Raw genomic sequence first — 23,620 nt, forward strand, 5'->3', positions numbered from 1 at the left:
CGCGCCAAGGAAGGTCACGCTTCGCTCTTCGAAACCACGGAACAAGAAGCCGTGCGAGCGAATCGCCGGCCCCTTGCGCGTCCGGGACGCCGTGCGCATCTTCTGCCGCGGGTCGCCTTTTGCGCGACCGGGAGCTCCGAGGCATGCGCAATTCTGGTGTGGCTGCGGTCCTGTCTTTCCTCATCCCTGGCGTGGGACAGATCTACAACGGCAAGTTCCTCCGCGGGGTCTTTTGGTTGGTCATCACCCCGGGCTTCTGGATCGGCACTGGCGGGACCTTCGGCTGGGTGTGCCATCTCATCGCCGCGTACACAGCGTACTCGTACGCGGAAGCCCACGGCCGTTACGTGCCGGCCTGACGCGCGTCGCCTCGCGGCGGCCGCAAAGCCAGGTCGCGGCGGGGCGTGGTCGCCGCGCTCAGCGATAGGGGTTGCGATCGATGTCGTCGTCACCCCCGCCGCTTCGCTCGCCGCGTGGCGACTCCCGGCGCGGGGCGGGCTCGGCGGGCTCAAGGCGAGAGCGCGGCGGTGACGAGCGCGGCGGCGGCGCGCTCGCGCGGGGCCGCTGCGACGTGGGCAACTCGCCAACCGCATAGTTTGGGACGCTGCGAGGCGCGGCGGCGGGCGGCGCCGCCGGAGTGGTGGCAGTGGTGGCCGCCAGCGCGAGCGGCGACGGAGCAGCCGACGGCTGGGTCGTGAGCGGCGTGCCGATGGGCGTCGTGGGCACGGGCGGCGGCGCGGCTCGAAGCGGGTTGGTCGCCGTGGGGGGCCGCGGGCTGCGAGCGCGGCGATGGAGGGAACGGTGGAGGACGGCGTCGCGGCGCTAGCACCCGCGGCGTGCGGTGCGGCAGCCCTCGCCTCGTGGGCCTCTTCGTTGCTCGACTGCGCGCGCGATACGCCGACGAAGACACCGACGGCGAGCACGACCGAGACGATGGCGAAAGTGGCTGCCGACGAGCCTCGCTGCGGTGCCGGCGCGGCTGAGCGCTCGACGGCGCTCATGGCGCTCACCGAGGAGTCGGCGGCCACGGAAGGCGCCGGCTGCGAGACGACGCCTACCGAGGGCGGCAGCGCAGACGGCGGCGGCGCATCGACCATTGGGGCCAGCGGGCTTCCACCGGCCACGACTCCGGCGGCCGGCGGCGGCGGCGAATCGCGACGCGACCCACGCGGCACGTCGACGCGCGTGAGTGGTCCGGGACCGCGCGTCGCTTGCATGTCGAGATCCCCACCACGCTGCTCCATCCCCGAGATCCAAGCGCGGATGGCCTCGCGCTGCTGAAGGAGCAGCGGGCCCAACACGCGTTGCACGTGGGCCGCCACGTCGCGTTGCGCTCCGAGCACGCCCGCCGCTACCGCCGCGCGTTCAAGGGCGTCGGCAAAGTGGGCCGTCGATGGGAACCGTCGATCGCGATCGCGCTCCAGAGCGCGCCCCACCACCTCTTCGAGGGCTGGGTGAATCGACGGTACGAGCGAGCGAAGCCGAGGGATCGGGCCACGCAAGACCTTCTCGATGGTGTCCGCTTCCGTGTCGCCCTTGAAGAGGCGCTTGCAGGCGAGCGCCTCCCAGAGGCACGTGCCAATGGCAAACACGTCGGCGCGTCGGTCGACGGTGTAGCCAAGCGCTTGCTCCGGCGCCATGTACGAGAACTTGCCCTTGAGTTGGCCGGTCCGCGTATGCGCGAGGCGGTCGGCGGCGTGGGCTACGCCGAAGTCGGTGATCTTGGCCGTGCCCTCGGCCGCGACGAGAACGTTTTGAGGCGACACGTCGCGATGAACGATGTCGAGCGGTCGACCGTCATCTCCCACGAGCTCGTGCGCCGCGTGGAGCCCTGCCAGCACGTCGAGGAAAATCCGAACGGTGACCTGAATGGGAACGGGCGAGCCGGCTTGATGGGAGAGGTTGAGGAGGCGCGCCAAGGTCTCGCCCTCGACGTACTCCATGACGAGGTAGTAGCCGCGGTCGCTGGTGCCGATTTCGAGAATGGGCACGACGTTCGGGTGATGGAGGCGAGCCGCGAGCCGCGCCTCGTCGAGGAACATGTCCACGAACTCGGCGTCGTTCGCGAGATGCGAGTGGAGACGCTTGATGGCCACGAAGCGCTGGAAGCCGCCGGCACCACCGAGGCGCCCCAAATAGACCGTGGCCATCCCGCCGCTCGCGAGCTCGGCGACGAGCTCGAAGCGCCCGAGTTGCCTCGGCGGAGCGTCTTCGGAAACTGGGAGCGGCTTCACGCGACTCCCATCTTACAATTCTCATGCCCGTCGGGGCGAGTCGGCCGCGAATTTAGAATGCGCCGCTTAGCCCAAAGGCCGCGCCCTGGCGCAACGGAACGACGTACGGATCGAGCCGCGTCTGTCCTGACTTGGCGCTCACTGGATCCTTCGAGGTCCATCGGGTGAAGTAGAGGCCAACCACGGCCGTGGTGATAATCATCGCGCCTGTTACACCAGCGACAATGTAGGTCCTGCGGCGCGCCGACTTCGACACCTCGCCGGTCGGGAAGCAGTCGGCGTCGGCCGCGGGATCGGCCGCGCACTCTTCGGTGACCTTAAGCTCCTCGCCTTCGACGCGCTTGAGATCGATGTACGAGCCAACGCTGAGGCCCGCCATGAGCGTCGAGGCGACAACGCCACCGTAGAAGACGCCCTTCGAAAAGGGTCGCGTGTCGGCTTCGGAAGGAGGCTCGACGTTCTTCGAGCCCTTGTCGTCCTTGCCACCCTTCCCTTCCTTGCCGTCCTTGTCTTTGCCGCCCTTGCCGTCGCCTTCGGGCTCGGCCTTCCACTCCTCGCGAGCGCCCGCCTTCGCATCAATGGACGTCGCTTGCGAGCCTTGACCGGAGAAGCGCGCCTCGATGCCCCGCGAGCCCGGCTTGATGAAGATCCGATGCTGATCTTGCGGGTTGTCGCCGCTCGACGAGGGCGCGCCGTCGACGCGCAACACGCACGCCGGCGAGCAGGTCACGTCGACGCGCGTAAGCCGCGGCGACGCCTCCGCGATGACCTCGCGCACCAAGACCATCGTCGGGCTGTCGGCGGCGTACATCTTCTCGGCGAGCGCGGCGAGCGTCGCCGCGCGGTCGAGCTCTTGCGCCTCGCGGCGCGCGCGGATGGCGTTGCGAAGCGCCTGCGAGCTCGGAAGCGCCGCGAAGGCGGCCTCGAAGTGCGAGCCGGCCTCGGAATACCGCCGGTCGCGGTACGCCTGCCGACCTTGATCGTATTCGGCGCGCGCCTTCTCCTTGTCGTCGTAGCTCTGCGCATGCGCCGACGAGGCGTCGAGGCCCAGCGCAAGGCTGAATGCGAGGCCGAACGCGAAGGCAGGAGCGGAAGGGAAGAACCGCGAAGGCCTCACAGTCGGTAAGGGTAGCTTGGAACAGGGCTAGCGGGCGAGCCAGCGGGCAAAACGGTCGCGCGAACGCGAAAAGGCGGCACGACGCGCCCTCACGCCATGTCGAGGAACAGCGAGTCCGGCTGCTCGAGGTAACGGATGATGTCGTAGGCGAACGCAGCGCCGACGTGACCGTCGACGATCCGGTGGTCGAAGGACAAAGACAGCAACATGACGTCGCCGATGACGATGGCGCCGTCTTTCACCACGGGCTTTTGCTTCATCTGGTGCACCCCAAGGATGCCCACCTCGGGGAAGTTGATGATCGGGGTCGCGAAGAGGCCGCCATCGGCGCCGAGCGACGTGATGGTGAACGTCGAACCTTGAAGGTCATCGACCTTCGCCTTGCCCGCCTTGGCGTCGGCCCCGAGGCGCTCGATCTCGCGCGCGATGTCGACAAGGCTCATGCGGTCGGCATGCTTGACGACGGGAACCATGAGGCCCGCGTCGGTCGATGTGGCGATGCCAATGTGGAAGACCTTGCGATAGACGAGCTCGTTCGTCGACTCGTCGAGCGCCGAGTTCAGCACCGGGTGCTTCTTGAGCGCTGCCACCACCGCCTTCACGATGAACGGCAGGAACGTGAGCTTGACGCCGCGCGCTTCGGCCATGGGCTTGAGGCGCGCCCGCAGCGCCTTGAGCGCCGTCACGTCGCACTCCTCGACGAAGGTGAAGTGCGCCGCCGTTTGCGTCGACTGAGCCATGCGCGCCGCGATGCGGCGACGCATGCCGGCGAAGGGCACGCGCTCCTCGCCGGCGTCGCCGGCTCCGGGCATCGGTGCAATGCGTACCGGTTCGCGGCCCGCGACGCTCGATGGCGACGTCGGCGCGGCGGCCATCGGGCGCGGCATGGCGCCAGCCGCCGTCACAGCCATCGCGCCGCTCTGGAGGAACGCCTCCACGTCGGTCTTCGTGACGCGACCTTGCGGCCCCGTCGGCGGCACGGCGCGAAGGTCGACACCAAGCTCACGCGCGGCGCGGCGCGTGGCCGGCGTCGCAAGGGGCTTGTCGTTGTAGTAGCCGCTCGCGCTTGCCGGCGCCGCTGACGCGACCGGTGCGGCCGCTCGCGGCGACGCGCCCCCCATGCCGGGCAAGTGCTCCTTGATGTCGCCCACGGCCGTTGCGGCGGGTCCGTCGGCGCTGGGTTTGGCTTCCTGCGAGCCGTTCTGCCCGCCGTTCGCCTTCGTGGCGCCCTCCGACTCGAAGACGACGAGCACGGCGTGCACCTGCACCACGTCACCAACCTTGCCGTTGGTCTGCACCACGACGCCGCCGCGCGGCGCGGCGATGGTGACCGTGGCCTTGTCGGTCATGACCTCGACCATCGGCTGGTCTTCTTTGACGACTTCGCCGGCCTTGATGAGCCACGCGACGATTTCGCCTTCTGCCACGCCCTCACCGATGTCCGGTAGCTTGAACTCCCAGCGCGCCATCTTGATCTCCTTCGAACCTGCTTGAGCCTTCAAGCCACGTAGTGGGCGGTCTCTTCGATCGCCGGAAGAATGCGGTGTGCGAGCGGCAGGTAATCCAGCTCTTGGGTGTACGGAAACGGCGTATCGAAGCCGGTGACGCGCACCGGCGGGGCTTCGAGGTGAACGAAGGCGCGCTCGTTGATGAGCGCCACGAGCTCAGCGCCAAAGCCACACGTCTTCGGGGCCTCGTGCACCACGACGACACGCCCCGTCTTCTTCACGCTCTCGGTGATCGTGTCGATGTCGACGGGCCACAAGGTCCGCAGATCGAGGATCTCGGCCTTGATGCCCTTCTTTGCCGCTTCGTCGGCGGCCGCGATGGCCTCGTAGAGCATCGCGCCCCAGGCGATGACGGTCACGTCGGCGCCTTCACGGACGACGCGGGCCTTGCCGAGCGGCGTGGTGTAGTCGCCCTCGGGCACGTCACCCTTCGAGGCGCGGTAGATGCGTTTGGGCTCGAAGAAGAGCACCGGATCGGGATCGCGAATGGCGGCGAGCAAGAGCCCCTTGGCGTCTTCCGGCGTCGCGGGGCAAACGACCTTGAGGCCGGCGACGTGAATGAAGAGCGATTCGGGCGACTGCGAGTGATACAGGCCACCGCGAATGCCGCCGCCGACGGGCGTCCGAATGACGAGCTTCGCGGGGTATTCGCCGCCGGAGCGCCAACGGAACTTCGCCAGCTCGCTGACGATCTGGTCGTAGGCGGGAAAGATGAAATCCGAGAACTGGATTTCGGGGATGGGCACGAGCCCGTAGAGCGCCATGCCGATGGCGCAGCCGATGATGCCGCCCTCCGAGAGCGGCGTATCGATCACGCGCTCTTCGCCGAAGCTCTCGAGGAGGCCTTGCGTCACGCGGAAGACCCCCCCGACCTTGGCGACGTCTTCGCCGAGGACGACGACGCGCGGATCACGAGCCATCTCCAGGCGGAGCGCGTCGCCGATCGCTTGGACCATGTTCATCTGCACGTGCGTGTTCTCCTTAACCGTGATCCTTGAGGCGGCCCGTATCGCGCAGCGCGGCGCGCTGCTCGGTGAGATTCCATGGAGCCGTGGCGTAGACGTCGCCGAAGAAATCTCGCGTCGCCGGCGACGACGCCTCGGCGCTCCGCAACGCCTCATCGACCTCTGCGGCGACGCGCTCGCGAACGTCGGCGAGCGCGTCGGCCCCGACGCGGGTCGTGGCGTCTGCCTCGAAGAGCGCGACGCCGGAGCCGTTGCACTCGACCACCAGGACCTCGGCACCGGCCCCGCCACGAATCCGCGTCGCGGCGGCGCGAGCGGCTCCGGCGACAGCGAACACGTCGCTGCCGTTCGCCACCTGCGCCGAGAGCCCGTAGGCCACGGCGCGACGCGTCGTGTCGGCGAGGCCGGGCGCGGTGGCGATCGCGACGAAGAGCACGGGAAGCTTGAAGACGCCGGCAAAGTTGAGCGCGTTGTGAAACTCCCCCTCCTCGGCCTCGGCGTCGTCGAAGAGCGCCATGGCGAGCGTTTGCTCGCCGCGAATCTTGGCGGCCCAAGCGACGCCGGCGGCGTGGGTGAGGTGCGCGGCGTTGTGATAGCCGCTCGATCCGAGCGCGAGGGTGCGCGAGACGAACGCCGGCGCCGGGACCCGACCGCCCTGCGGGTCGGCGCCGCTGCCGAAGGCGTGCGCGAGGACGAGCTCGAGCGAGGCGCCGCGCGCCAAAGCCGCGCCGAGCCGCGGACCGGGAAAGAGGAAGTCGGTCGCGGACAGGGCGGAGACGACACCGACCATCGCAGCGGGCTCGGTGGCGGCAGGCCAACGCTCGAGAAGCCCATGGCTCACCGCCGCGCGGAGTCGATCGTCGACGACCTGTTGAAGCACCAACGCGCGGTACGTTGCGAGGAGCGCGGCAGGCGTCGGCGGGCTGTCGGCGTCGGCGACCGCAGGGCCGCCGTCGGGCGTGTGCTCCGTGGCACCGGGACTCGCGGTCGTCATCGGGCCCTTCTTTACTAGAAAAGTCGCCTCAGTTCGAGGGCCCCTGGGCCCAAAGACTTACGGACGAGGATTTGGAAATGCGCTAGATTGGCCTCTAGATGGCGAGGCGAGCCTCCCTTCCAGGCTTTCCGCCTTCGGCGGCAATCACCGGACTTGGCGGTCCAGCGCGAACGACGCTGGCGCCAGCGCCTTCCCGTGGCTCGGTGGTCCCGACGCCGCGCGGCAGCATGCCTCCACCGTCGTCGCGCCCGAGCACGTCGGCGCTTCCAGCAGGCTACGACGGCGTCCCGTTGCCAGCCGTAGTCCAGCTCCTGGACCGCCTCGCGAACGCCGAAGAGAGCGCGTTTTTGGTTGGCTGGCTCGAGGCCGCGCTGAGCGGTCGCGGCCGCCTCGACCCGGCCCTCGGGGTTCGCCTCGTTCGGGCGTACCGCGAGAGCGGCCGCCTCGACCGCGCCCGCGAAGTGGCGCTCAGCATGGCGGCCACAGGCCCGGCGTGGGGTCCCTTGGACCAAGCGCGCATCGCCATCGAACGTGCGCTCGTCGACTTGGGCGAGGGGCGCTTCGCCCACGCAGAATCGGAGCTGCGAAAAGCTGCCCGCGAGGTCGACGCCGGTCCCCGCGGCGGCGGCTTGCGGGAACGATTGGACCTTCAACTGGTGACCGCGCAGTGCGAGCTCGCGCAAGACCGGATTGGCCCCGCCGTCGAAGCCATCCGCCTCGCCGAGCACATCGCCGATCGAATCGACGACGGCCCGTGGCGGACGTCCGTCGGCCTCTGGATGGGCCACATCCTGATGCGCTCGATGGAGCCGCGCGGCGCCGCGAAGGCGTACGGTGCCGCCCTCGCCCGCGCGCCCTACCAAGGGGCCTCGGCCATGAGCGCGCTCGCCAACCTCGCCACGGCCCTCGGCTGCATCGGCCGCTGGGAGGAGGCGCGCGATCACGCCCATCGCGCCATCGGCCTCGCCGCCGACTCCGGCGCAACGGTTCGCCACGCAGACGCCTTCGACGTGCTCGCGCTCGTCGAGATCGCCGGCGACCATCCCGACGGCGCGCTCATGGCCATCGAGCAGGCCAGCGCCATCCTCGGTGACTTCGAGCACCCGACGCTCCGCTTCCAGCTCGCCGAGCACCGGGCCCTCGCCCTCGCCATGCTCGGCCGGGCCGACGAGGCGCGCGACTGGCTCGGCCGGACCGAGAAGCTCTTCTCCGAGCTGCCCACCGCCGACACCTTCGACGATCAAGATTTCCAAGCCACGCGGGCGCGCGTCTTCGAGGCGCTCGGCGATCGAGAAGAGGCGATGCGCATCGCCGATACCTACCGGCACCGCTTGACCGACGCCTTCGTGACCGGCTCGCTCAACCTCGTGCTCGGCCGAGTGGCGCTCGCGAGCGGCGACTTGCCGCGAGCGCGCGCGGCCGTCGAGCAAGCGGCGCTCTCCGGCGAGCGGCGCGGCTGGGTCTTCCCCGAGCGTGAAGGTTCGCGTGAGCTCTGGACCGAGGCCCGCAAGCTCGGGGACAGCCGCATCGTGCGCTACGCCGAACGCATGCTCTCGGCGCAGCCCGTCGCCAGCATGGGTTCGATGCCGCCGCCGGCCCCGTCGCGCGCGAGCATTCCCGTGCCGCCGGCGTCTCGCGCATCGCTCGCGCCTCCGCCTTCGCGCGCCGACCTCCGCATCGACGCGCCCGACGCGCTCGTGTACGTCACCACCAACGATGGAGTGGTCCGTGTAAAGCGCACGGAGCTCGCGACGTGCCTCGGCGATGCGCAGGTCGTCGTCGACACCCTCTCCCACGCGCTCCGGGTCAACGAACGCGAGGTGTCTCTCGAGCGGCGGCGCGCCCTCGAGCCGCTCATGGTCGAGCTGTTGCGGCGCGCGCGCGACGGCCTGAGCGCGGAGGAGATCCTGCGCGCCGCCGGCGGCCCCGGCCCCGAATCGGCCGACGCGGAGCACCGGGTGCGCGTGCTTATTTCCCGCGTGCGTGACCTCCTCGGCGAGCCGACCGCGATCGAGCGGATCCGCGACCCCGGCGAGCACGGCAAGACGCGCTATCGGCTCGCGACGGCCATCAAGTTCGCGCTCATCGAGCCGTTGGCCCAGGGCAGCCTCGACGCGTTCTGACAGCGGCCCCGTTACCGCCGGCGACTCTTTCGTCGGCCCAGGGCGAAGGCCACGGCGACACCGCAGGCAACGGCCGTCAGCGCGGAGCCGCGCCCCGCCGACGCGCTGCAGAGCCAGCCGGCGCCGGTCACCTCGAGGGCCTCGCGCTCGGGAACGGCGATGGTGCGCCCGTCGGGTGGCGGCGGAACGCACGCGCCGGTGCGCCAGTCGCACGTGTCGTCACCCTTGCATGGGCTCGGCGAACACAGGTCGACACACCTCGCGCGGCCGGGCGCCCCGTTGACGCTCACCCTCGCGCAGACGCGCTTGGGCGGGCACAACACGCCATCGCAGTCGTCGACGCATGAGCCAGCCTTGCAGTGGCTCGCTGCTGGACACGGAACACCAACACACGCCGGCTCGACACATCGGGGCACTTGCGCGGACAGATCGCACGCCTGCTCCGCGGGGCAACTCTGGCCCGGCGCGCAGGCGCACGAAGGCGTGCAGCGACCTTCCTTGCAAACCGCACCGTCGGGGCACGTGATCTCGTCGCAAGGATCGACGCAGCCGAAGCCTCGGCAGATTTGCCCTGCCGGGCAACGTACGTTCGCGCTGCAGTTGGGCACGCAAGCCCTCGTGTCGTCGCAGGTCTGGCCTTCGGGACAGCCGAAAATGGAGCAGTCCTTGGGAACGCAAACGCACGGGCCCTCGTCTTGGGGTGTCGGCACCGACCCGTTGGCGCAGGCAAAGTCCGCGAGCGGCACGCACTGCGGCACGCAGGCGCCGACGGCGCAGGTCTTCTTCTTGGGGCAGGCGTCGGGGGCGAAGCCGCTGCAATTGTGATCGACGACGTCATCGCAGCGCTCCGGCGCGCCCGGGTACGTCGACGGATCGGCGTCGTTGCAATCGCAAGGCGTCCCGGACCAGGGACAGCCGCAGGCGGCGAAGCCGTCGCGGTCGGCGTCGGGACACTCGTTGCCCGGCTCGCATACGGGCGCCGCCTGGGCCCCGAACGACCACAAGAGGAGAGTCGCCGATGCCAGGCCGGCGGACGAGGTTCGGAGCAGTTTGCGCAAAGGTTGCGCTTCGCTTTCGCTCCACATCGACGGATTGTGGTCTTGCGACGGGTCTCGCTCAAGGCATTTCCCCGTCACGCTGCTATGTCCACCCTCGTGAGTTGTAGAGTGATCCCGCTGTCGATGGCGCTCGCCGCGTGCGCAGGCAGCGACGCGTCGCACGGCGCGACGTTCACGGTGTGGCTCTTCGATGAGCGCGCGACGCTGGATGGCACCGAGACGCCCATCGCGAACGTCGCCGTTGCGCTCGACGGTCCCGATGGGTTGCGCGTCGTCAAGAGCACGGAGGCTGACGGCCACGTGACCTTCGAAGGCGACTTCGCGCGGGGTGTCTCCATCACTGCCCTCTCCGACAATCACGTCTACGTCACGATGCTCGAGGCCTCCCCCGAAGCGGCGGCGGCGCGCCCCAACCGCGTAGGAAAACCGGCGACGGATCTCGTGATCTTCCCGCCCCGTCTCGATCGGCTCGCCGAGAGCATGACCGTGGGCCTTCGAGGAACCATCGCCGGCAAGCAGGGCGTCGACAACGCGGTGACGTTGGCGCTAAGCGGCGTCGAGCGCCTCGGGGCCGTTCGCACGCTGGAGCCGACGTACCTGCTTCGCGCGCCACGGGACCGGCCCTTCTTCTTGCTTGGTCACGAGACACGCGTGGCCGCCGACGCGGCGGGCATCCTCTTCAACGAACACCTCAAGAGCTTCCGCATCGACCTTGCGGCGCGCTCCGACGACGAGCTCATGGACCTCGACTTGCCGAAGTTGCCGGCACTGCCCACCAGGCGAATTCGCATGCGCGTTGAGCCGCCGAGGCAAGGGCCGGTGCCTTTCGGCGCGGGCACCGGGGCCGTGGCCTCGGTCACGAGCGCAGACTCGGAGCTGGCTGTGGGGCTCTTCGCGGAGGCGAAGGCCACCCCAAACGGAGCACTCGACGTCGATGTCCACCTCGTCGACGCCGACGTCGCGCCGGAACGACTCCTAAGTCACGTCGTCGTGACGGCACCCGACGGATCGAAGTCCGCGCGGACCGAGCAGGCCACACTGACCGACGGCGCCGTTTGGAAAGACTTCGCGGCGCCGCCGACGATCCGCGAGCCGGAGGCTTCGCGCACGGCGCGCGACGCCATCCCACTCGATGGCTTTCCCGCGGGAGCGGACCTCTTCGCGACGGTCTACGCCGGCGGGAGCCTCCTTTGGATTCTGCACGGACCGCCCGGTGGACCGCGCGCGCGATCCTTCACCCTCCCTTACCACGACGAGGTCAAGGTGCCGGAGATACGCGTCTTCGCGTTGAGCCTTGCGGCGCGCTTCGATCGCGTCGAGCTCCCCATGCGGGGCGAGTTCTATCGCTACACGTCGACGTTTCGCGACATCATCCTCCGGAAGCGATGAAGCGTCGGCGGGGCCACTTCGCCGGCGTCGCGCTCGGCGTCACCGTCGCGACGTCATCGGGGCCATCGGCGGCGCAGTCACGCGGTTTCAGCGTAGCTGCGTACGAGCCCTCGGACCCGGGGAGCCAATGGTTCGTCGTCGACGCGCTCGACCGGCGGGGTCACTTGCGGCCCGCCGTCGGCGCCGCGGTCGACTACGCGCACAAGCCGCTCGTGATCAGAGACCGCGCCGGCACGGAGCGCGCTCGACTCATCGATCACCAACTCTTCGCGCACCTCGGGGCCTCCGTGGTGGCCTTCGAGCGGCTCCGCTTCGCCTTCAACCAACCGTTGGCCCTCTACCAGGATGGCGAGAGCGCGCTCGTGAACGGAGAGACGCTCCGCGGTGCCTCAAAGGCAGCCGTCGGTGATCTGCGACTGTCCGCCGACGCGCGATGGCTCGGCCGTTACGGCGAACCGGTCTCGATGGCCGCGGGGGTCCGCGTTTGGCTGCCGACGGGTCTCCCGTCGCAGTTCACGAGCGACGGGACGCTTCGCGTCGCGCCCGGCTTGGCGATCGCGGGAGAGATCGGGCGCGTGGTCTGGGCCGTGCGCGCAGCGCTTGTCGTGCGCCCTCGCGACGACGCCTACGCCGGTTCATCGCTCGGAAGCCAGCTTGCAGGAGACGCGGGCGTCGCGGTGCGCGTCGGCCGATTCCGCGTCGGCCCCGAGCTCTTCGCCCGAACAACCCTCGGTGACACGTTCCTGACTCCGCGCGGCACCCCCGCCGACGTCGCCCTCGGCGTTCACTACGAGACGCCGAGCGGCTGGCGTATTGCCGCGGCCATCGGCGCGGGCCTCTCGAGCGGCCTGGGCACCGCCGCGCTCCGTGCGCTCGGCGCCATCGAGTGGGGCGCGCCCATCGTCCCGCCCGATAGGGACCGCGACGGAATCCTTGACGGTGTCGACGCGTGCCCCGACCTGGCCGGCGTCGCGAGCGGCGATCCGGAGGCGCACGGCTGCCCCGCGCCCGAGCCCATCCCCGACGAAGACACGGACGCCGACGGCATTTGGGATCGCGACGACGCCTGCCCCGGCCTCGTCGGCGTCGCCACGAAGGATCCAATGACCCACGGCTGCCCGAAGGAGGCCCTGCGCAAGCTTGCCGTCGCTACGAAGACGGAGATCCGCATCGGCGAACAGCTTCAGTTCGCGATGGATAGCGCGGAGCTCGCCGCGGCGAGCGACGACGTGCTTTCCGCCGTCGCACGCATCTTGACCGAGCACCCGGAGATTCGTCGCGTGCGCATCGAAGGCCACACCGACGACACGGGCGACGCAGCGCACAACGAGGACTTGAGCCGAAGGCGCGCCGCCTCCGTTCGCTCGTGGCTCATCGACCATGGCATCGACGGAGAGCGGTTGGAGAGTGAAGGCTTCGGAAGTCGCCAGCCGCTCGATGCCAACCTGACCGAGGAGGGCCGCGCGAAGAACCGCCGCGTCGCGTTTACCATCGTGGAACGAGCAGCGCCCTAGTTCGCCGTCGTCGCTACGGCCCATCAAAGACGCGCAGTGCCTCCGCGTCGATGCGCACCTTCACGGGCTCCCCGTTGTCGGACCAGAGCTCGCCGTAGCGAGCGTCGCACTCCATGACGACGCGCCCGACCTCGTTCTCGTCGGCGTCAAGCAAGACGAGGCCGTCGTAGCGCTCGGGGCGCGAGCACCGCGGCAGCGCCTCGCCTTCGGCGATCCGATGAAGGCTCCTTAGGACTGTCCGAACCTCTGCCGAATGAGACACGACTCCCTTCAGAGTCGGCGGGTCAGGCGGTCGCCGGTACGCCATGAGCTGAATCGAGGAGACGTTGGGTACGAGCGCGTGGCGGAGCGCTGCCCCGTCGGTGAGCGGCGCCGTCGCCTCGCCGCTGCACGCGAGGGCGGCGAGACCGAGCGACGCCATGAGGATGCAACGAATCGGGTTCATGCCCCGAGCGCAGCAAGGCCTGCGCCAAGGCTCCATCCGTCGTCACCGCGGCGAAGCTGCGTTGCGATCGGCCCGATCCCACGGCTCGCCGCCACGCCGATCCACGCGCCTGCTACGCTGGCCCGATGACCACGCACAGCGTGCTAGTCGGGTACGTCGTTTGGATCTTCGGCTTTCTAGGAGCCCATCGCTTCTACTTTGGACGCCCGCTCACCGGAACCTTGTGGTTCTTCACCTTCGGCCTCTTTGGCGTCGGTTGGCTGGTCGACCTATTCTTGGTCCCCGGCATGGCCCGCACGGCTGCGGTTCGCTATCGCTCCGGCAAGACCGACTACACGGTCGCTTGGGTGCTCTTGACGTTCCTCGGTGTCTTTGGCGTGCACCGCATGTACCTCGGAAAATGGCTCACCGGCATCCTGTGGCTGTGCTCCGGCGGATTGCTTGGCCTCGGTGTCCTCTACGATCTGTGGACGCTCAATGAGCAGGTCGACGCGCGGAACCGGGGTCTCTGAGCGAGACGCTTGAGCCTCGCTCGCGGCGCTCACGCGAGCCCGCTGGACCGAGGGGCGCTACGGGCATTGGGCCGCGTCGCGCTCGCCGTCCTTGAAGAAGTCTGCTGGCATCCGCGAGCCGCGCGACGCCGCTTGGGCTGCTTTGACAAACGCGCCATAGCGGCAGGTGTTCTTCGGGTCGCGGGCGGCGAGGTCTCGGTAGAGGACGATGGCCTCCGTGGTCTTGCCGCCCCGGAAGTACTCTTGCCCGAGGGCCTCCAGCATCGCCGTCGCTCGGGGCGACGCGGACGCGTGCGACGGCTCGCCGGTCAGCTTGCGAAAGAAAGCCGACGCAGCGCCCGCACTGCCGGCGCGCGCGTAGACGCCGACCACGTCTTTGCTGGCTGCGCGCCGGAGGTTCTCGCCCTGGCCCACGGCGGGGAAACGTGCGGCGTGCTCGATCACCTTCGCGAACGCGTTGAGCGCCTTCGCGTCCTCGGCTTTCATCACGTGAACATGCGCGAGCTTGTACCAGGCGTAGCCGTAGACGTCGCTCTTCGGGGGCGGATACTTGAGCGCCTCACTGTAGGCCTGCTGCGCGAGGTCGAACTTGCTCGGATCGGTGGCGGCCTCCTCGAAGAACATGTCGCCGAAGGCTACGTACGCGTTGGGTATGAGGCGCGAGTCGGGGTGGTTCTTGATGAGCTCGAAGTAGGTCTTACGGGCGCTCATGCGATCGCCGGCTTGCACGTATGCGGCGGCCCGCGCGTTCAGCTCTTGGTCCGGTTGGCCTCCGTTGACCGGCGTCGGCGCCCCCACAACCGCCGGCCCGTCGTCGCGCGCCGGCGTCGCCAACGGTGCCGAAGGCTCTGTCGTCGGGGCGCGGGCCTCGGACGAAGCCTCCGACGAAGGGAGGCTAGCGCGCGTCGATGGCGGTGGTGACGCCGTGACGTTTGGCTCACCACCACACGCGACGAGTGCCAGGAGGAGGGCGCGGCACAACGAAGGCGAGGCACGCATCGCCTTAGGGTAGCGGACCACTACGTGGTGCGCAGCTTGACCTCGAACTCGCGCGAAAGGCCCGCCCGCTTCAACGCTCGCAGGCGCCGATGTCCGGCACACTGCGCGGCCCGCAGGCGCGATCGACGGGACTGCTCGCGGTGGGGTGACCGGCGTTCACGGCGGGGCTCGCCGCTTGAAGCTGGCAGCTGTAGCCGTTGCCGCTCGCCGGTGCCGCGACAAAGTTCGGTGCGGCGCTCGTGCCCCCGACGTCGAAGCCCGCTCCCTGCGCCGCCGCGAGCGTGGCGAAGCTGGTGCTCCAGTCGCCCCCTCCGCCCGCGTGGTGGCAGAGGTTATTGGCAAAGGTGGTGAAGTTGGAGAGGGCCGGGTGAGCGAAGCAGTGATGCGAGGCGTTGGAACCGGCGCCGAAGTAGATGAGGTTCGACGCCACGCGGAGGTTTTGGCCGGCGGTCCCTCGGAGCGCCACGCCTTCGCTGCCAGCCCCTGCCTGCGCGAAATAGACGGTGTTGTTCCTGACGACCCCCGCCGTGTCGGCGTCATCGCCGGCGCCTATGTCGCCACCGATGAGGAGCCCTGCTTGATAGGTGGCCTGCGTGTTCACGATGACGTTGCTCTCCATCACGATGCCGGGCGCTGAGCTGGCGCAGATGGCGCAGTAGCCGAGGTTGACGATGGTGTTGCCGCGCACGACGAAGTTGCGGAGGTACTCGGCCGTCGCGTAGCCGGGGTTGAGCGAGACGCCGTAGCAACCCCCGGCCGCGCTCGTCTGCGAGATCGTGTTGCCCTCGATGGTCACGCCGTCCCAGCGACCGTGCACCGTGAGGTTGCCTCCGGTGCACGCCCCGCCCACGACCGAATTGCCGGTGAGCACGTTGTTGCGAACGACGGCTCGCACGCCGCCACCGCCGAGGTAAATCCCGTGGCTGAAGCCGCTGCCGGAGTAGTTGTTGTTGGCGATGGTGTTGCCCTCGATGCGAAGGTCGTTGGCGTTCCCGAGCCACCCCATGTCGGAGTTGTGGTGGATGTTGTTGTTCCTCACCGTGAGAAAGCGGATCCCAGCGGTGCCCTCTGCGCTCTGCACGTGGAGCCCGATCTTGAAGCCTGTAATCTCCATGTTCTCGATCAGGACGTTGCGAAGCACCGCGCGCAGCCAAAACCCCCAATCTGCGGCGCCTTGGCCGTCGATCTTGAGATCACGAACGACGTAGCCGCCGTCATCGTTGACGTCTTGCTGGTAGGTGCCAAACTCGAAACCGCTGATGCCCGCGCTGGCCTTGAGCCACGGCTTCGCGGTTCCGCCCCAGCTCGGCGAGTAGGCCTCCACGACAATGGGGCTCGTGGCCGTCGCGTTGTAGTTCTGAAGCACCATACGGAAGTTGGTCCACGCGCCACCCCGCGCGAAGCGGAGCTGCGTGCCCGCAGGAAGCGTGTTCACGTTGAAGCCCGTCAGATCGCGCTTGGGCGCGGCGGCCGAGGTACCGGCATTGGCATTGTCGCCGGCGACGCACCCCGCTGCTGCACCAACGGCGCAGTCCGAGAAGTAATACGCGGCGCCGAGTGTGAAGGTGGGCGTCGCCGGCGCGCCGGGGCACGTAGTAACGGGCGGCGCACTCGCGTCGACTCCACCGCCACCGCCACCGCCACCGCCGCCCGCCGCGTCGCCTTGAGGCTGCCCGACGACCGCGCCATCGGGAAGCGTGACGGTGCCGCCATCGAGCGGTGCGCCTTGCCCCGCTGCCGCGCCGTTCGTAGCGTTGCCAACGGGAGCGCCCGTGATCGGGTCGCGCTCCGGTGCGCCGACGAGGCCCTCCGCTCCCGGCTCACCCGCGCACGCGCAGGCGAGTGCGCTCACAAGAACGAGGGACACCTTCGCCTGAGCACGAGCCGCGATCTTCACCATGACCCCGATCTTCACCATGATGGGACTGCCTCCAAATTGGGGCTGAGCGCTTCGAACCCGCGACGGGCGTCTAGCGACTCAGCACGTGGTGAAAGGTGCTGTCGCAGGTTGCGCGCCAGGCCACACAACCATCTAATATTCTTCTCTTTTGGTCCTCCAAGCCATGTGGACCGGGGCCCCCAGCGCGCGGGGGTTGGCCCCCAATTTTCAGCCCATTACGGTTGCGGCGCGGGCTATGCGAAGATCACGCGTCGTGACGAGCCACCTTGATCGCTACCTGCTCGGTGAGGTCATGGCGTCGGGCGGCATGTCGTCGGTGCACCTCGGTCGCATGCGCGGGGCTGCGGGCTTCGGCCGCACCGTGGCCATCAAGCGGCTCCATCCCCAATACGCAACGGATCCGGACTTCGTCGCGATGATGCTCGACGAAGCGAAGCTCGTCTCCCGCATCAGCCACCCCAACGTCGTCGCCACGCTCGACGTCGTGCACACCGACAGCAGTCTGTTTCTCATCCTCGACTATGTGCACGGCGAGACGCTCGCCACGATCCATAGAACGCTCGCCGCGGAGGGGCGGCGCATCCCCCTCCCCATCGCGCGGGCCATCGCTTCCGCCATGCTCCTGGGCCTCGACGCGGCCCACGAAGCCACCGACGAGTTAGGGCATGCGCTTGGCGTTGTGCATCGCGACGTCTCACCGCAAAACGTCATGATCGGCGCCGATGGCGGCGTCCGAGTGCTCGACTTCGGCGTCGCCAAGGCGGCGAGCTTCAGTCACCAATCGGACGCGGGGCAGATCAAGGGCAAGCTCGCCTACATGGCACCCGAACAGCTCGCGGGCACCACGGTTACGCGCGCCGCCGATCTCTACGGCGCGAGCGTGGTCCTGTGGGAGATGCTCACGGGCCGTCGCCTCTACGAGGCCATGGAGAAGGCGCAGATCGCCTTTCTTGTGATGAACGGCGCGGCGCGCTCACCGCGCACCGTGGAGCCCGAGGTGCCGGAAGATCTCGCGGACCTCGTGATGCGCGGGCTCGAGCGGGACCCGGAGCGCCGGTTTCCGACGGCGCGAGCCATGGCGGAAGCCATCGAGGCGACGGGCCCCGCCGCCACGGTCCGCGAGATCGCCGCGTGGCTGGAGGAGGTCTTGCACGACTCGCTCGCGACGAAGGCGGAACGCGTGGCCCGCATGGAGCGCGATACGGTCGAGGCGACCGACGTACGTGAACTGGCTTCCTCGCTTGCCGCAGCGAGCGCCGCTACGCCGCCATCGCAGACGACGCCGCCGGCACTCGGCCCCGTCGAAGGCTCCCTGGAAGCCACGACGAGCGTCTCCTCGTCGGATCAGCCCAAACTTGCGCGGCCCGTGTGGCCCGTCGCAGCCATCGCGTTGGGCATCGGCGCGGGGATCCTCCTCATGCGACTAAGCGGTGGCCGCGTCGATCACGCCCCCACGGCCCCCGCCGCGCGAGACGAGCATGCCGCCGCTCCTCAAGATCTTCAGCCCGGCACCGGGCCCGCGCCGAGCGTCGCGCCGGCGCGTGCGCCCGGCGATCCGTCAAGCACGCCGCCCGACGGCCCCGCCAACACCGCTCCCCCGCGAGCAGGCCCTTCGCCTGACGCGAGCGACGCGCCCGTCGTCACGCCGGTGGCGCCGGCTCCGCGTCCGCGCCTCCCCCCTCGAAAATCAGCCGGATCCCCCCAGCCAAAGGCGACGCAAGATGGCCTCTTCGATCGCAACTGACCCACGAGGTCCCGCGACGCTCGTGGCGGTTGCGCTCCTCCTCGCGACGACACCGGTGGCCGCGCAGGCCCCGTCCCGCGAAGCGTTGGCGCAGACCCTCTTCGACGAGGCCAAGGCCTTGTATGAGAAAGAGTCGTGGGATGCCGCGTGCGAGAAGTTCCAATCGAGCCACGAGCTCGACCCGCGCGGCGGCACGCTCTTCAACCTCGCCCTCTGCCGGGAGAAGCAAGGCCGCACGGCCTCCGCGTGGAGCGCCTTCGCCGAGGCGAAGAACCTCTCTTCGAAGGAAGGACGAAAGGAGCGCGTCAGCTTTGCCGAGGCGAGGCTTCGGGAGCTGGAGCGCACCGTTCCGCGACTGCGCATCACGGTCACGAGGAGCGCGCCGAACCTCGTCGTACGGCTCGACGGTCAAGTGCTGCCGGAGGCCGCGTGGAACACCGCCGTGCCCGTCGACCCGGGCGCGCATCAGCTTGAAGCGAGCGCCCCGCGGCACACCAAGTTCGTCGTCTCCGTGACTGCGACAGCGGCCACCACTGGAGCGGTGTCGATTCCCGCGCTGACGGAGGAGCGCGTTGCGCCGGCGCGCCGCGTCGACCGGCCGCCGGATTCGGTGCGGTGGCCCGGGTGGGCTCTCGGCGGCGCGGGCCTTCTGGCGCTCGGCACGGGCGGGGCCTTCGGCGTCGTCGCCTTTCAGAAGCGAAGCGAGGCCGAGTCGCTGTGCGCCCGCGGACTCTGCGACGACGGCCAAAAGCGAAACGCCGAAGGCGTGACGGCGGCGTGGGTCTCGAACATCGCCATCGGCGTCGGCGCTGTGGCGGTCGCCGTCGGGGTCTATCTTTTGGTGCGCCCGAGCCCGAACGCCGCAAGCGCGACGGCGCAGCTCACGCGTTGGTAGGCTCGTCGCAAATCACCACGGGGTGGAGCGGCGCCTATTGGCCACGCCCGAGCGCGTAGTGAGCCAGGATCCGCGCGTCGGGGAGCGCTTTGTCGTAGATGGCAAGCTCGTCGATGTCACCCTTGACGCCGCTAGCCACGGCCAGCGCCGACGGGCTCGGGAGTGGAGCGGACGACGACGAGAGCTTTCCTTCCCAGCGCACACCGTTGACGAAGAGCACCGGGCGAGTGGGCGTGTTGACGGCCACGACGTGATGGACGGCACCGAGCGCGGGAACGGCGTCTTCCGCGTGAGCGAAGCGCAAAATGGTGCCGCCCCATCGCTCGAAGCGAACGAACGGAAGCTGCGGATAAAAGCAGAGCCCGGTTCCGTAGAGCTCGGGCCGATTGACCTGGTTGGAGATGAGATCGCCGTAGGCCGTCGGACGAACCCAAAGCTCGTAGGTGAAGGCTGCGGCGAGGGGAAAGTCGTAGACGGCGTCGAGCAGGAGCTGCGCGGTGGCGCCCATTCCGACGGCGGGATCGGGATCGCCCGCGATGAGGGACGGCCGGCCACGCGTCGGCCCCCCCGAGATGACGACGTCCTTCTTCTGCCCCGACGAATCAGCGGCTCGCACGCCCGCGCTCTCCGAGAAGCGCAGGTACAGGATGGGAGCGTCGGCGAGCACGGCGCGCGCATACGCTGAGCCGCCCGCGGCCGACGAGTCGAGCTGGCCGGCGGGCGTGCCGGCGTCGGTCGACCCGCTGGAGACCGGTCCTTCGAGCGGCGCATCGAGGCCGGCTAACGCCTGGCAAGACGCTGTCACCAAGACCAGCGCAAGCGGACTCGGGGTCACCCGTCCTAGGTCTGCACGAAACGCGCGCCGCATGCGGTATCACTATGCCATGACCGACGACCCGACCGCGCTCGAACAGAAGGAGCCGGGCTCCAAGCTCGCAGAGAGCGTGGCCATCGTGGCCCATGTGCTCACGGGCGCCGCTCGCGGCACCAGGCGCTACGTCGGCACGCGCATGACGATCGGAAAGTCACAAGACAACCACCTGGTGTTGCCCGACCGCACGGTGTCTCGTCATCACTGCGAACTCGTCCGGACGACGAGCGGCATCGAGCTCCGCGACCTCGGCTCCACCAACGGTACCCGCGTCGACGGGACCCAAGTCGCCCATGCGGTCGTGAAACCCGGCTCGACGGTGCGTGTGGGGGAGGTCGAGATTGCCCTGCGGCCGAGCGCGCAGCCCCTCTCGGTGCTGCCGAGCGAACGACACCGGTTTGGCGACGCGGTCGGACGCAGCCTCGCCATGCGAACGATCTTCGGCGTCCTCGAGTTCATGGCGCCCAGCGACGCGACGATCCTGCTCGAAGGCGAGACGGGAACCGGCAAAGATGCCCTCGCGCGCGCCGTCCTCGCCGAGAGCCGCCGCAAGAAGGGTCCCTTTCAGGTCCTCGACTGCGGCGTCGTGAGCGCGAACCTGCTCGAAAGCGAACTCTTCGGTCACGAGAAGGGCGCCTTCACGGGCGCGGCCACGGCGCGCCGCGGCATCTTCGAGGCCGCCTCGGGGGGCACCGTCTTCCTCGACGAGATCGACGAGCTGCCGCTCGACCTTCAGCCGAAGCTGCTCCGCGTCATCGAGGCCCGAGAGATCAAACGCCTCGGATCATCGAAACCGATCAAGATTGACGTTCGGTTGATCGCGGCATCCAAACGTGACCTGGTCGGCGCCGTCGCCGAGGGTCGCTTCCGGGAGGATCTGTACTTTCGTCTCGCCGTCGTTCCCATCCAACTTCCGCCGCTCCGGGCGCGTCGCGATGACATCCCGCTGCTCGTGACGACGATGCTCGCGGCGCTCGGGGGCAAAGACATGAGCGTCAACGACGAAGTGATGAGCGAGTTTCTCGCCCGCGAGTGGCGCGGCAACGTCCGCGAGCTGCGCAACGTCCTCGAGCGTGCGCTCCACTTGGCGCGCGGGCAAGGCACCAACGAGATCGACGTCTGTCACCTCCCCGCGCTCCGGAGCCTCGAGTCGACGTTCCGCTTCGAACCCGGACGCTCGTTCGATGAGACCATGCGCGCCTGCGAGCGCGCCTACGCGCGCTGGCTCGTCACGATGCACGGCTCTGAGGAAGCGGCGGCGGCTGAAGCGCAGCTTGACCTCGGGCGCCTGATGGCGCTCATCGACGACTGAGACATCGCGGCCAGTACGCGGACGTCAGGGAATCAGAGAGAGGCGAGGGACCGGGGGAGCGTCGCAGCGCAGGCGTGCGGCCCCACCGCCGAGCATCAGCCACTCGCCCCGTACCTCGAGCGCCACCGGCGGGACGTTCCCTGCCGCGAATTGCCCCAGCATCGAGCGGATGCCTTCGGCGCTGTCCCAGTCTCCCGTCGGCCCATTGGAGTGGACGACGGCTATCCCATCCCGCGCGATCCGGGCGACCCCCGCGCCGAGGAACTCGTCGTCATCGCCACACCGCGCGCGCATCTCGGGCAAGCCCACGAACACCTCATCCTTACGAGGATTGACGACGAGCGGACTCTGCAACGTGAGTTCCTCCGGGACCCTGGCGATCTCCTCCAGCGAGCCCGCACGGAAGGCGACGACACGGTCGCCGTCGACGACGTGCAGGACGCCCTGCTCGAGACCCAACGCGCGGGGCCGCTCGACGACGGCTCGGTCTTCGTGGCGGTCGGCCCGATCGATTCGCACGACCTCGACTCCGTCCGCGTCTGCTCGAACGAAGGCGACGGCGTGCTCGTCAATGGCCAGGTCGAGGATCGTCTGCGGCTCCGCCCCCGTGTATCGCTCGAGCCCCCGCGCGCCGAAGGCGGCGATCGACCACTCGTCGTCCACGAGCGCGTGCATCGCCACGCCGCCCGCCGATCCGACCAGCAACGCGCCGGCGTAAAACGGCTCACACAGGGAGTGCACCGCCAGCTCGACAGGAGCCTGCGCCGCTTGATCGTCGCGCAGCGGCACGATCCGCAAGCCGTCCTTCAGCCCGACTTCAGCCCGAGGGCGTCCGTCCGAGCGATCACCACGAAGTCATCCCCTGCGGCGGCTGCGATCTGGCAGCCCTTGGGGTCGATCCGAGCCAGCGTGCGCGTCGTGCCGCCACCCTCCGGGCCGACCACGACGTCGGTCCATTCCTCGACCTCATGGAGCAGCACGAGGAGCCCATGGCGCACGCCGAGGAGTCGAAGGAAAGGTTGCGGACGGTCCGCAAACGTCAGCTCGCCGCCCTCGAGTCGGAGGTATCGATGCATCGCGCGGGCAGTCAATCTCGGCGCGGATAGGGGGTCAAGGCGGCGCGGTTGCGGTCAGCGAGCCTTCCGCGTCTCCCGTACACGGCGGGTGTCACGCCGAACTCGGCCATAAACGCGCGGTGAAAATAGGGCATGTCCTCGAAGCCGACCCGCTCCGCGAGCGCACGGAGCGGGAGCGTCGGCTCCGTCCACGAGAGGCGCGCGGCCTCGTTCAAGCGAAGCTGCAGTCGGTAGGCGATGGGCGTCGTCCCGTAGCGGCCGGCGAAGCGGCGCGCGAACGTGCGTGGGTGCATTTCCGCGACCGACGCCAGGTGCTCGAGGTAGAGCGGCCGCGCGAACGTCTCGTCCATCGCGCGCTTCGCCGCGGCCAACGGATCGCGCGGCGCAATCTCGACGTTCTTCTTCACGAAGCTCCGCACCTCGGCGCGAACCTCGCGAGCGGGGAGGCCCGCGCCAGCGTCGCTTGCCACTTGATAGGCGCGACAGAACTCGAAGAACGTGCGGTCCAGCTTCGCGGCAGGTGAGAAGACGACGTCACCTTCCTCGGCGCCGATGCCGCCGCTCTCGTCGGGGTAGACGATGAAGCCGACCTGAAGGCCCGCGTCGGAAGGGCTCGCGCGCATGGAGAGGGCGTACTGCTCGCCGGGGCTGATCAGGTGCGCCTCGCCGGGGCCGTACGCGCGGCACTCTCGCCGCGTGCCCGCGTGAACCCAGTCGCCCGCGAGCTGCACGCCAATCTCGAGGCCGGTCGCCATGCCGCCTTTGCGAACGACCGGCTCGGTGTTCACGTACTCGTAGACCCACCCAAGGAGCCCCTCGCCGAAGTCCACTCGCTCGTAGCGATTCGCAACCGTGGAGCCGCGGAGGGACATAGGGCTAGCCACCACCTTCTACGGTGGCACCGCGCCAGACCTTCCCGTCCCTTTCGTCCACTCGTCGATGGCCTCCCGGCGCGGCAAATGAG

20 protein-coding genes are annotated in these 23,620 nt (G+C 69.1%); 7 read left to right on the forward strand and 13 right to left on the reverse strand.

The genetic code is table 11. The annotated features are described in order from the left end of the window. Positions 1 to 14: 14 nt before the first annotated feature. The 5 genes from IPG50_05415 to IPG50_05435 form a co-directional block, all read right to left on the reverse strand. Complete coding sequence (locus tag IPG50_05415) at positions 15 to 2,234, reverse strand: serine/threonine protein kinase (protein MBK6691629.1); 2,220 nt, start codon at positions 2,232 to 2,234, stop codon at positions 15 to 17. Positions 2,235 to 2,286: 52 nt separating this feature from the next. After that, positions 2,287 to 3,351, reverse strand: coding sequence for a hypothetical protein (locus tag IPG50_05420; GenBank protein MBK6691630.1), 1,065 nt, complete (start codon positions 3,349 to 3,351; stop codon positions 2,287 to 2,289). 89 nt (positions 3,352 to 3,440) lie between these two features. Beyond that, positions 3,441 to 4,820, reverse strand: coding sequence for a 2-oxo acid dehydrogenase subunit E2 (locus tag IPG50_05425; protein MBK6691631.1), 1,380 nt, complete (start codon positions 4,818 to 4,820; stop codon positions 3,441 to 3,443). 29 nt (positions 4,821 to 4,849) lie between these two features. Next, positions 4,850 to 5,821 carry an alpha-ketoacid dehydrogenase subunit beta gene (locus tag IPG50_05430; GenBank protein ID MBK6691632.1) on the reverse strand — a complete coding sequence of 324 codons (972 nt, stop codon included), beginning with the start codon at positions 5,819 to 5,821 and terminating at the stop codon, positions 4,850 to 4,852. 19 nt (positions 5,822 to 5,840) lie between these two features. Further along, positions 5,841 to 6,818, reverse strand: coding sequence for a hypothetical protein (locus IPG50_05435; protein ID MBK6691633.1), 978 nt, complete (start codon positions 6,816 to 6,818; stop codon positions 5,841 to 5,843). A gap of 290 nt (positions 6,819 to 7,108) precedes the next feature. On the opposite strand from IPG50_05435, the gene IPG50_05440 reads away from it, so the two are divergent. After that, positions 7,109 to 8,941 carry a tetratricopeptide repeat protein gene (locus IPG50_05440; protein ID MBK6691634.1) on the forward strand — a complete coding sequence of 611 codons (1,833 nt, stop codon included), beginning with the start codon at positions 7,109 to 7,111 and terminating at the stop codon, positions 8,939 to 8,941. An 11-nt stretch (positions 8,942 to 8,952) separates the two neighbouring features. Here the strand turns inward: IPG50_05440 and IPG50_05445 are convergent, their stop codons facing one another. Continuing rightward, complete coding sequence (locus IPG50_05445) at positions 8,953 to 9,945, reverse strand: putative metal-binding motif-containing protein (GenBank protein ID MBK6691635.1); 993 nt, start codon at positions 9,943 to 9,945, stop codon at positions 8,953 to 8,955. Between the two features lie 150 nt (positions 9,946 to 10,095). On the opposite strand from IPG50_05445, the gene IPG50_05450 reads away from it, so the two are divergent. Both IPG50_05450 and IPG50_05455 read left to right on the forward strand, forming a co-directional pair. Next, the gene (locus IPG50_05450; GenBank protein MBK6691636.1) at positions 10,096 to 11,388 is read left to right on the forward strand and encodes a hypothetical protein; all 1,293 of its coding nucleotides are present in this window, start codon (positions 10,096 to 10,098) and stop codon (positions 11,386 to 11,388) included. Beyond that, positions 11,385 to 12,902 (forward strand): OmpA family protein, encoded by a 1,518-nt coding sequence (locus IPG50_05455; protein MBK6691637.1) that lies wholly within the window; start codon positions 11,385 to 11,387, stop codon positions 12,900 to 12,902. The genes IPG50_05450 and IPG50_05455 overlap by 4 nt, the downstream gene beginning before the upstream one ends. A gap of 13 nt (positions 12,903 to 12,915) precedes the next feature. Here IPG50_05455 and IPG50_05460 read toward each other — a convergent pair whose 3' ends face one another. Then, positions 12,916 to 13,347 (reverse strand): hypothetical protein, encoded by a 432-nt coding sequence (locus IPG50_05460; GenBank protein ID MBK6691638.1) that lies wholly within the window; start codon positions 13,345 to 13,347, stop codon positions 12,916 to 12,918. Positions 13,348 to 13,472: 125 nt separating this feature from the next. On the opposite strand from IPG50_05460, the gene IPG50_05465 reads away from it, so the two are divergent. Then, positions 13,473 to 13,859 (forward strand): TM2 domain-containing protein, encoded by a 387-nt coding sequence (locus IPG50_05465; protein ID MBK6691639.1) that lies wholly within the window; start codon positions 13,473 to 13,475, stop codon positions 13,857 to 13,859. Between the two features lie 57 nt (positions 13,860 to 13,916). Here the strand turns inward: IPG50_05465 and IPG50_05470 are convergent, their stop codons facing one another. Then, positions 13,917 to 14,858 carry a tetratricopeptide repeat protein gene (locus IPG50_05470; protein MBK6691640.1) on the reverse strand — a complete coding sequence of 314 codons (942 nt, stop codon included), beginning with the start codon at positions 14,856 to 14,858 and terminating at the stop codon, positions 13,917 to 13,919. Positions 14,859 to 14,928: 70 nt separating this feature from the next. Next, the gene (locus tag IPG50_05475) at positions 14,929 to 16,776 is read right to left on the reverse strand and encodes a right-handed parallel beta-helix repeat-containing protein (GenBank protein ID MBK6691641.1); all 1,848 of its coding nucleotides are present in this window, start codon (positions 16,774 to 16,776) and stop codon (positions 14,929 to 14,931) included. Between the two features lie 235 nt (positions 16,777 to 17,011). Here IPG50_05475 and IPG50_05480 point away from each other — a divergent pair, with 235 nt between their 5' ends. Both IPG50_05480 and IPG50_05485 read left to right on the forward strand, forming a co-directional pair. Then, a complete protein-coding gene (locus IPG50_05480; GenBank protein ID MBK6691642.1) occupies positions 17,012 to 18,502 on the forward strand; it encodes a protein kinase in 1,491 nt (496 codons plus the stop codon). Next, a complete protein-coding gene (locus IPG50_05485) occupies positions 18,480 to 19,397 on the forward strand; it encodes a hypothetical protein (GenBank protein ID MBK6691643.1) in 918 nt (305 codons plus the stop codon). Before IPG50_05480 ends, IPG50_05485 begins: the two co-directional genes overlap by 23 nt. A gap of 34 nt (positions 19,398 to 19,431) precedes the next feature. Here IPG50_05485 and IPG50_05490 read toward each other — a convergent pair whose 3' ends face one another. Then, positions 19,432 to 20,232, reverse strand: a complete 801-nt coding sequence (locus IPG50_05490) for a hypothetical protein (GenBank protein ID MBK6691644.1) — start codon at positions 20,230 to 20,232, stop codon at positions 19,432 to 19,434. 31 nt (positions 20,233 to 20,263) lie between these two features. On the opposite strand from IPG50_05490, the gene IPG50_05495 reads away from it, so the two are divergent. Beyond that, positions 20,264 to 21,580 (forward strand): sigma-54-dependent Fis family transcriptional regulator, encoded by a 1,317-nt coding sequence (locus IPG50_05495; GenBank protein ID MBK6691645.1) that lies wholly within the window; start codon positions 20,264 to 20,266, stop codon positions 21,578 to 21,580. Between the two features lie 24 nt (positions 21,581 to 21,604). Here IPG50_05495 and IPG50_05500 read toward each other — a convergent pair whose 3' ends face one another. The 3 genes from IPG50_05500 to IPG50_05510 are packed head-to-tail and all read right to left on the reverse strand — an operon-like array spanning position 21,605 to position 23,528. Next, positions 21,605 to 22,369, reverse strand: a complete 765-nt coding sequence (locus IPG50_05500; protein ID MBK6691646.1) for a hypothetical protein — start codon at positions 22,367 to 22,369, stop codon at positions 21,605 to 21,607. A 17-nt stretch (positions 22,370 to 22,386) separates the two neighbouring features. Further along, entirely contained in the window at positions 22,387 to 22,656 is a 270-nt protein-coding gene (locus tag IPG50_05505) for a hypothetical protein (protein MBK6691647.1), read from the reverse strand. 11 nt (positions 22,657 to 22,667) lie between these two features. Further along, complete coding sequence (locus tag IPG50_05510; protein MBK6691648.1) at positions 22,668 to 23,528, reverse strand: helix-turn-helix transcriptional regulator; 861 nt, start codon at positions 23,526 to 23,528, stop codon at positions 22,668 to 22,670. Positions 23,529 to 23,620 lie beyond the last annotated feature (92 nt).

The organism is Myxococcales bacterium (assembly GCA_016703425.1).
Lineage (GTDB): Bacteria > Myxococcota_A > Polyangia > Polyangiales > Polyangiaceae > JADJCA01.

Coding starts and splice junctions, on each gene's coding strand:
- IPG50_05425 (MBK6691631.1), bottom strand. CDS start 4,820: ATGGCGCGCTGGGAGTTCAAGCTACCGGACATCGGTGAGGGCGTGGCA.
- IPG50_05430 (MBK6691632.1), bottom strand. CDS start 5,821: ATGAACATGGTCCAAGCGATCGGCGACGCGCTCCGCCTGGAGATGGCT.
- IPG50_05435 (MBK6691633.1), bottom strand. CDS start 6,818: ATGACGACCGCGAGTCCCGGTGCCACGGAGCACACGCCCGACGGCGGC.
- IPG50_05455 (MBK6691637.1), top strand. CDS start 11,385: ATGAAGCGTCGGCGGGGCCACTTCGCCGGCGTCGCGCTCGGCGTCACC.
- IPG50_05460 (MBK6691638.1), bottom strand. CDS start 13,347: ATGAACCCGATTCGTTGCATCCTCATGGCGTCGCTCGGTCTCGCCGCC.
- IPG50_05465 (MBK6691639.1), top strand. CDS start 13,473: ATGACCACGCACAGCGTGCTAGTCGGGTACGTCGTTTGGATCTTCGGC.
- IPG50_05470 (MBK6691640.1), bottom strand. CDS start 14,858: ATGCGTGCCTCGCCTTCGTTGTGCCGCGCCCTCCTCCTGGCACTCGTC.
- IPG50_05475 (MBK6691641.1), bottom strand. CDS start 16,776: ATGGTGAAGATCGGGGTCATGGTGAAGATCGCGGCTCGTGCTCAGGCG.
- IPG50_05485 (MBK6691643.1), top strand. CDS start 18,480: ATGGCCTCTTCGATCGCAACTGACCCACGAGGTCCCGCGACGCTCGTG.
- IPG50_05495 (MBK6691645.1), top strand. CDS start 20,264: ATGCGGTATCACTATGCCATGACCGACGACCCGACCGCGCTCGAACAG.
- IPG50_05505 (MBK6691647.1), bottom strand. CDS start 22,656: ATGCATCGATACCTCCGACTCGAGGGCGGCGAGCTGACGTTTGCGGAC.
- IPG50_05510 (MBK6691648.1), bottom strand. CDS start 23,528: ATGTCCCTCCGCGGCTCCACGGTTGCGAATCGCTACGAGCGAGTGGAC.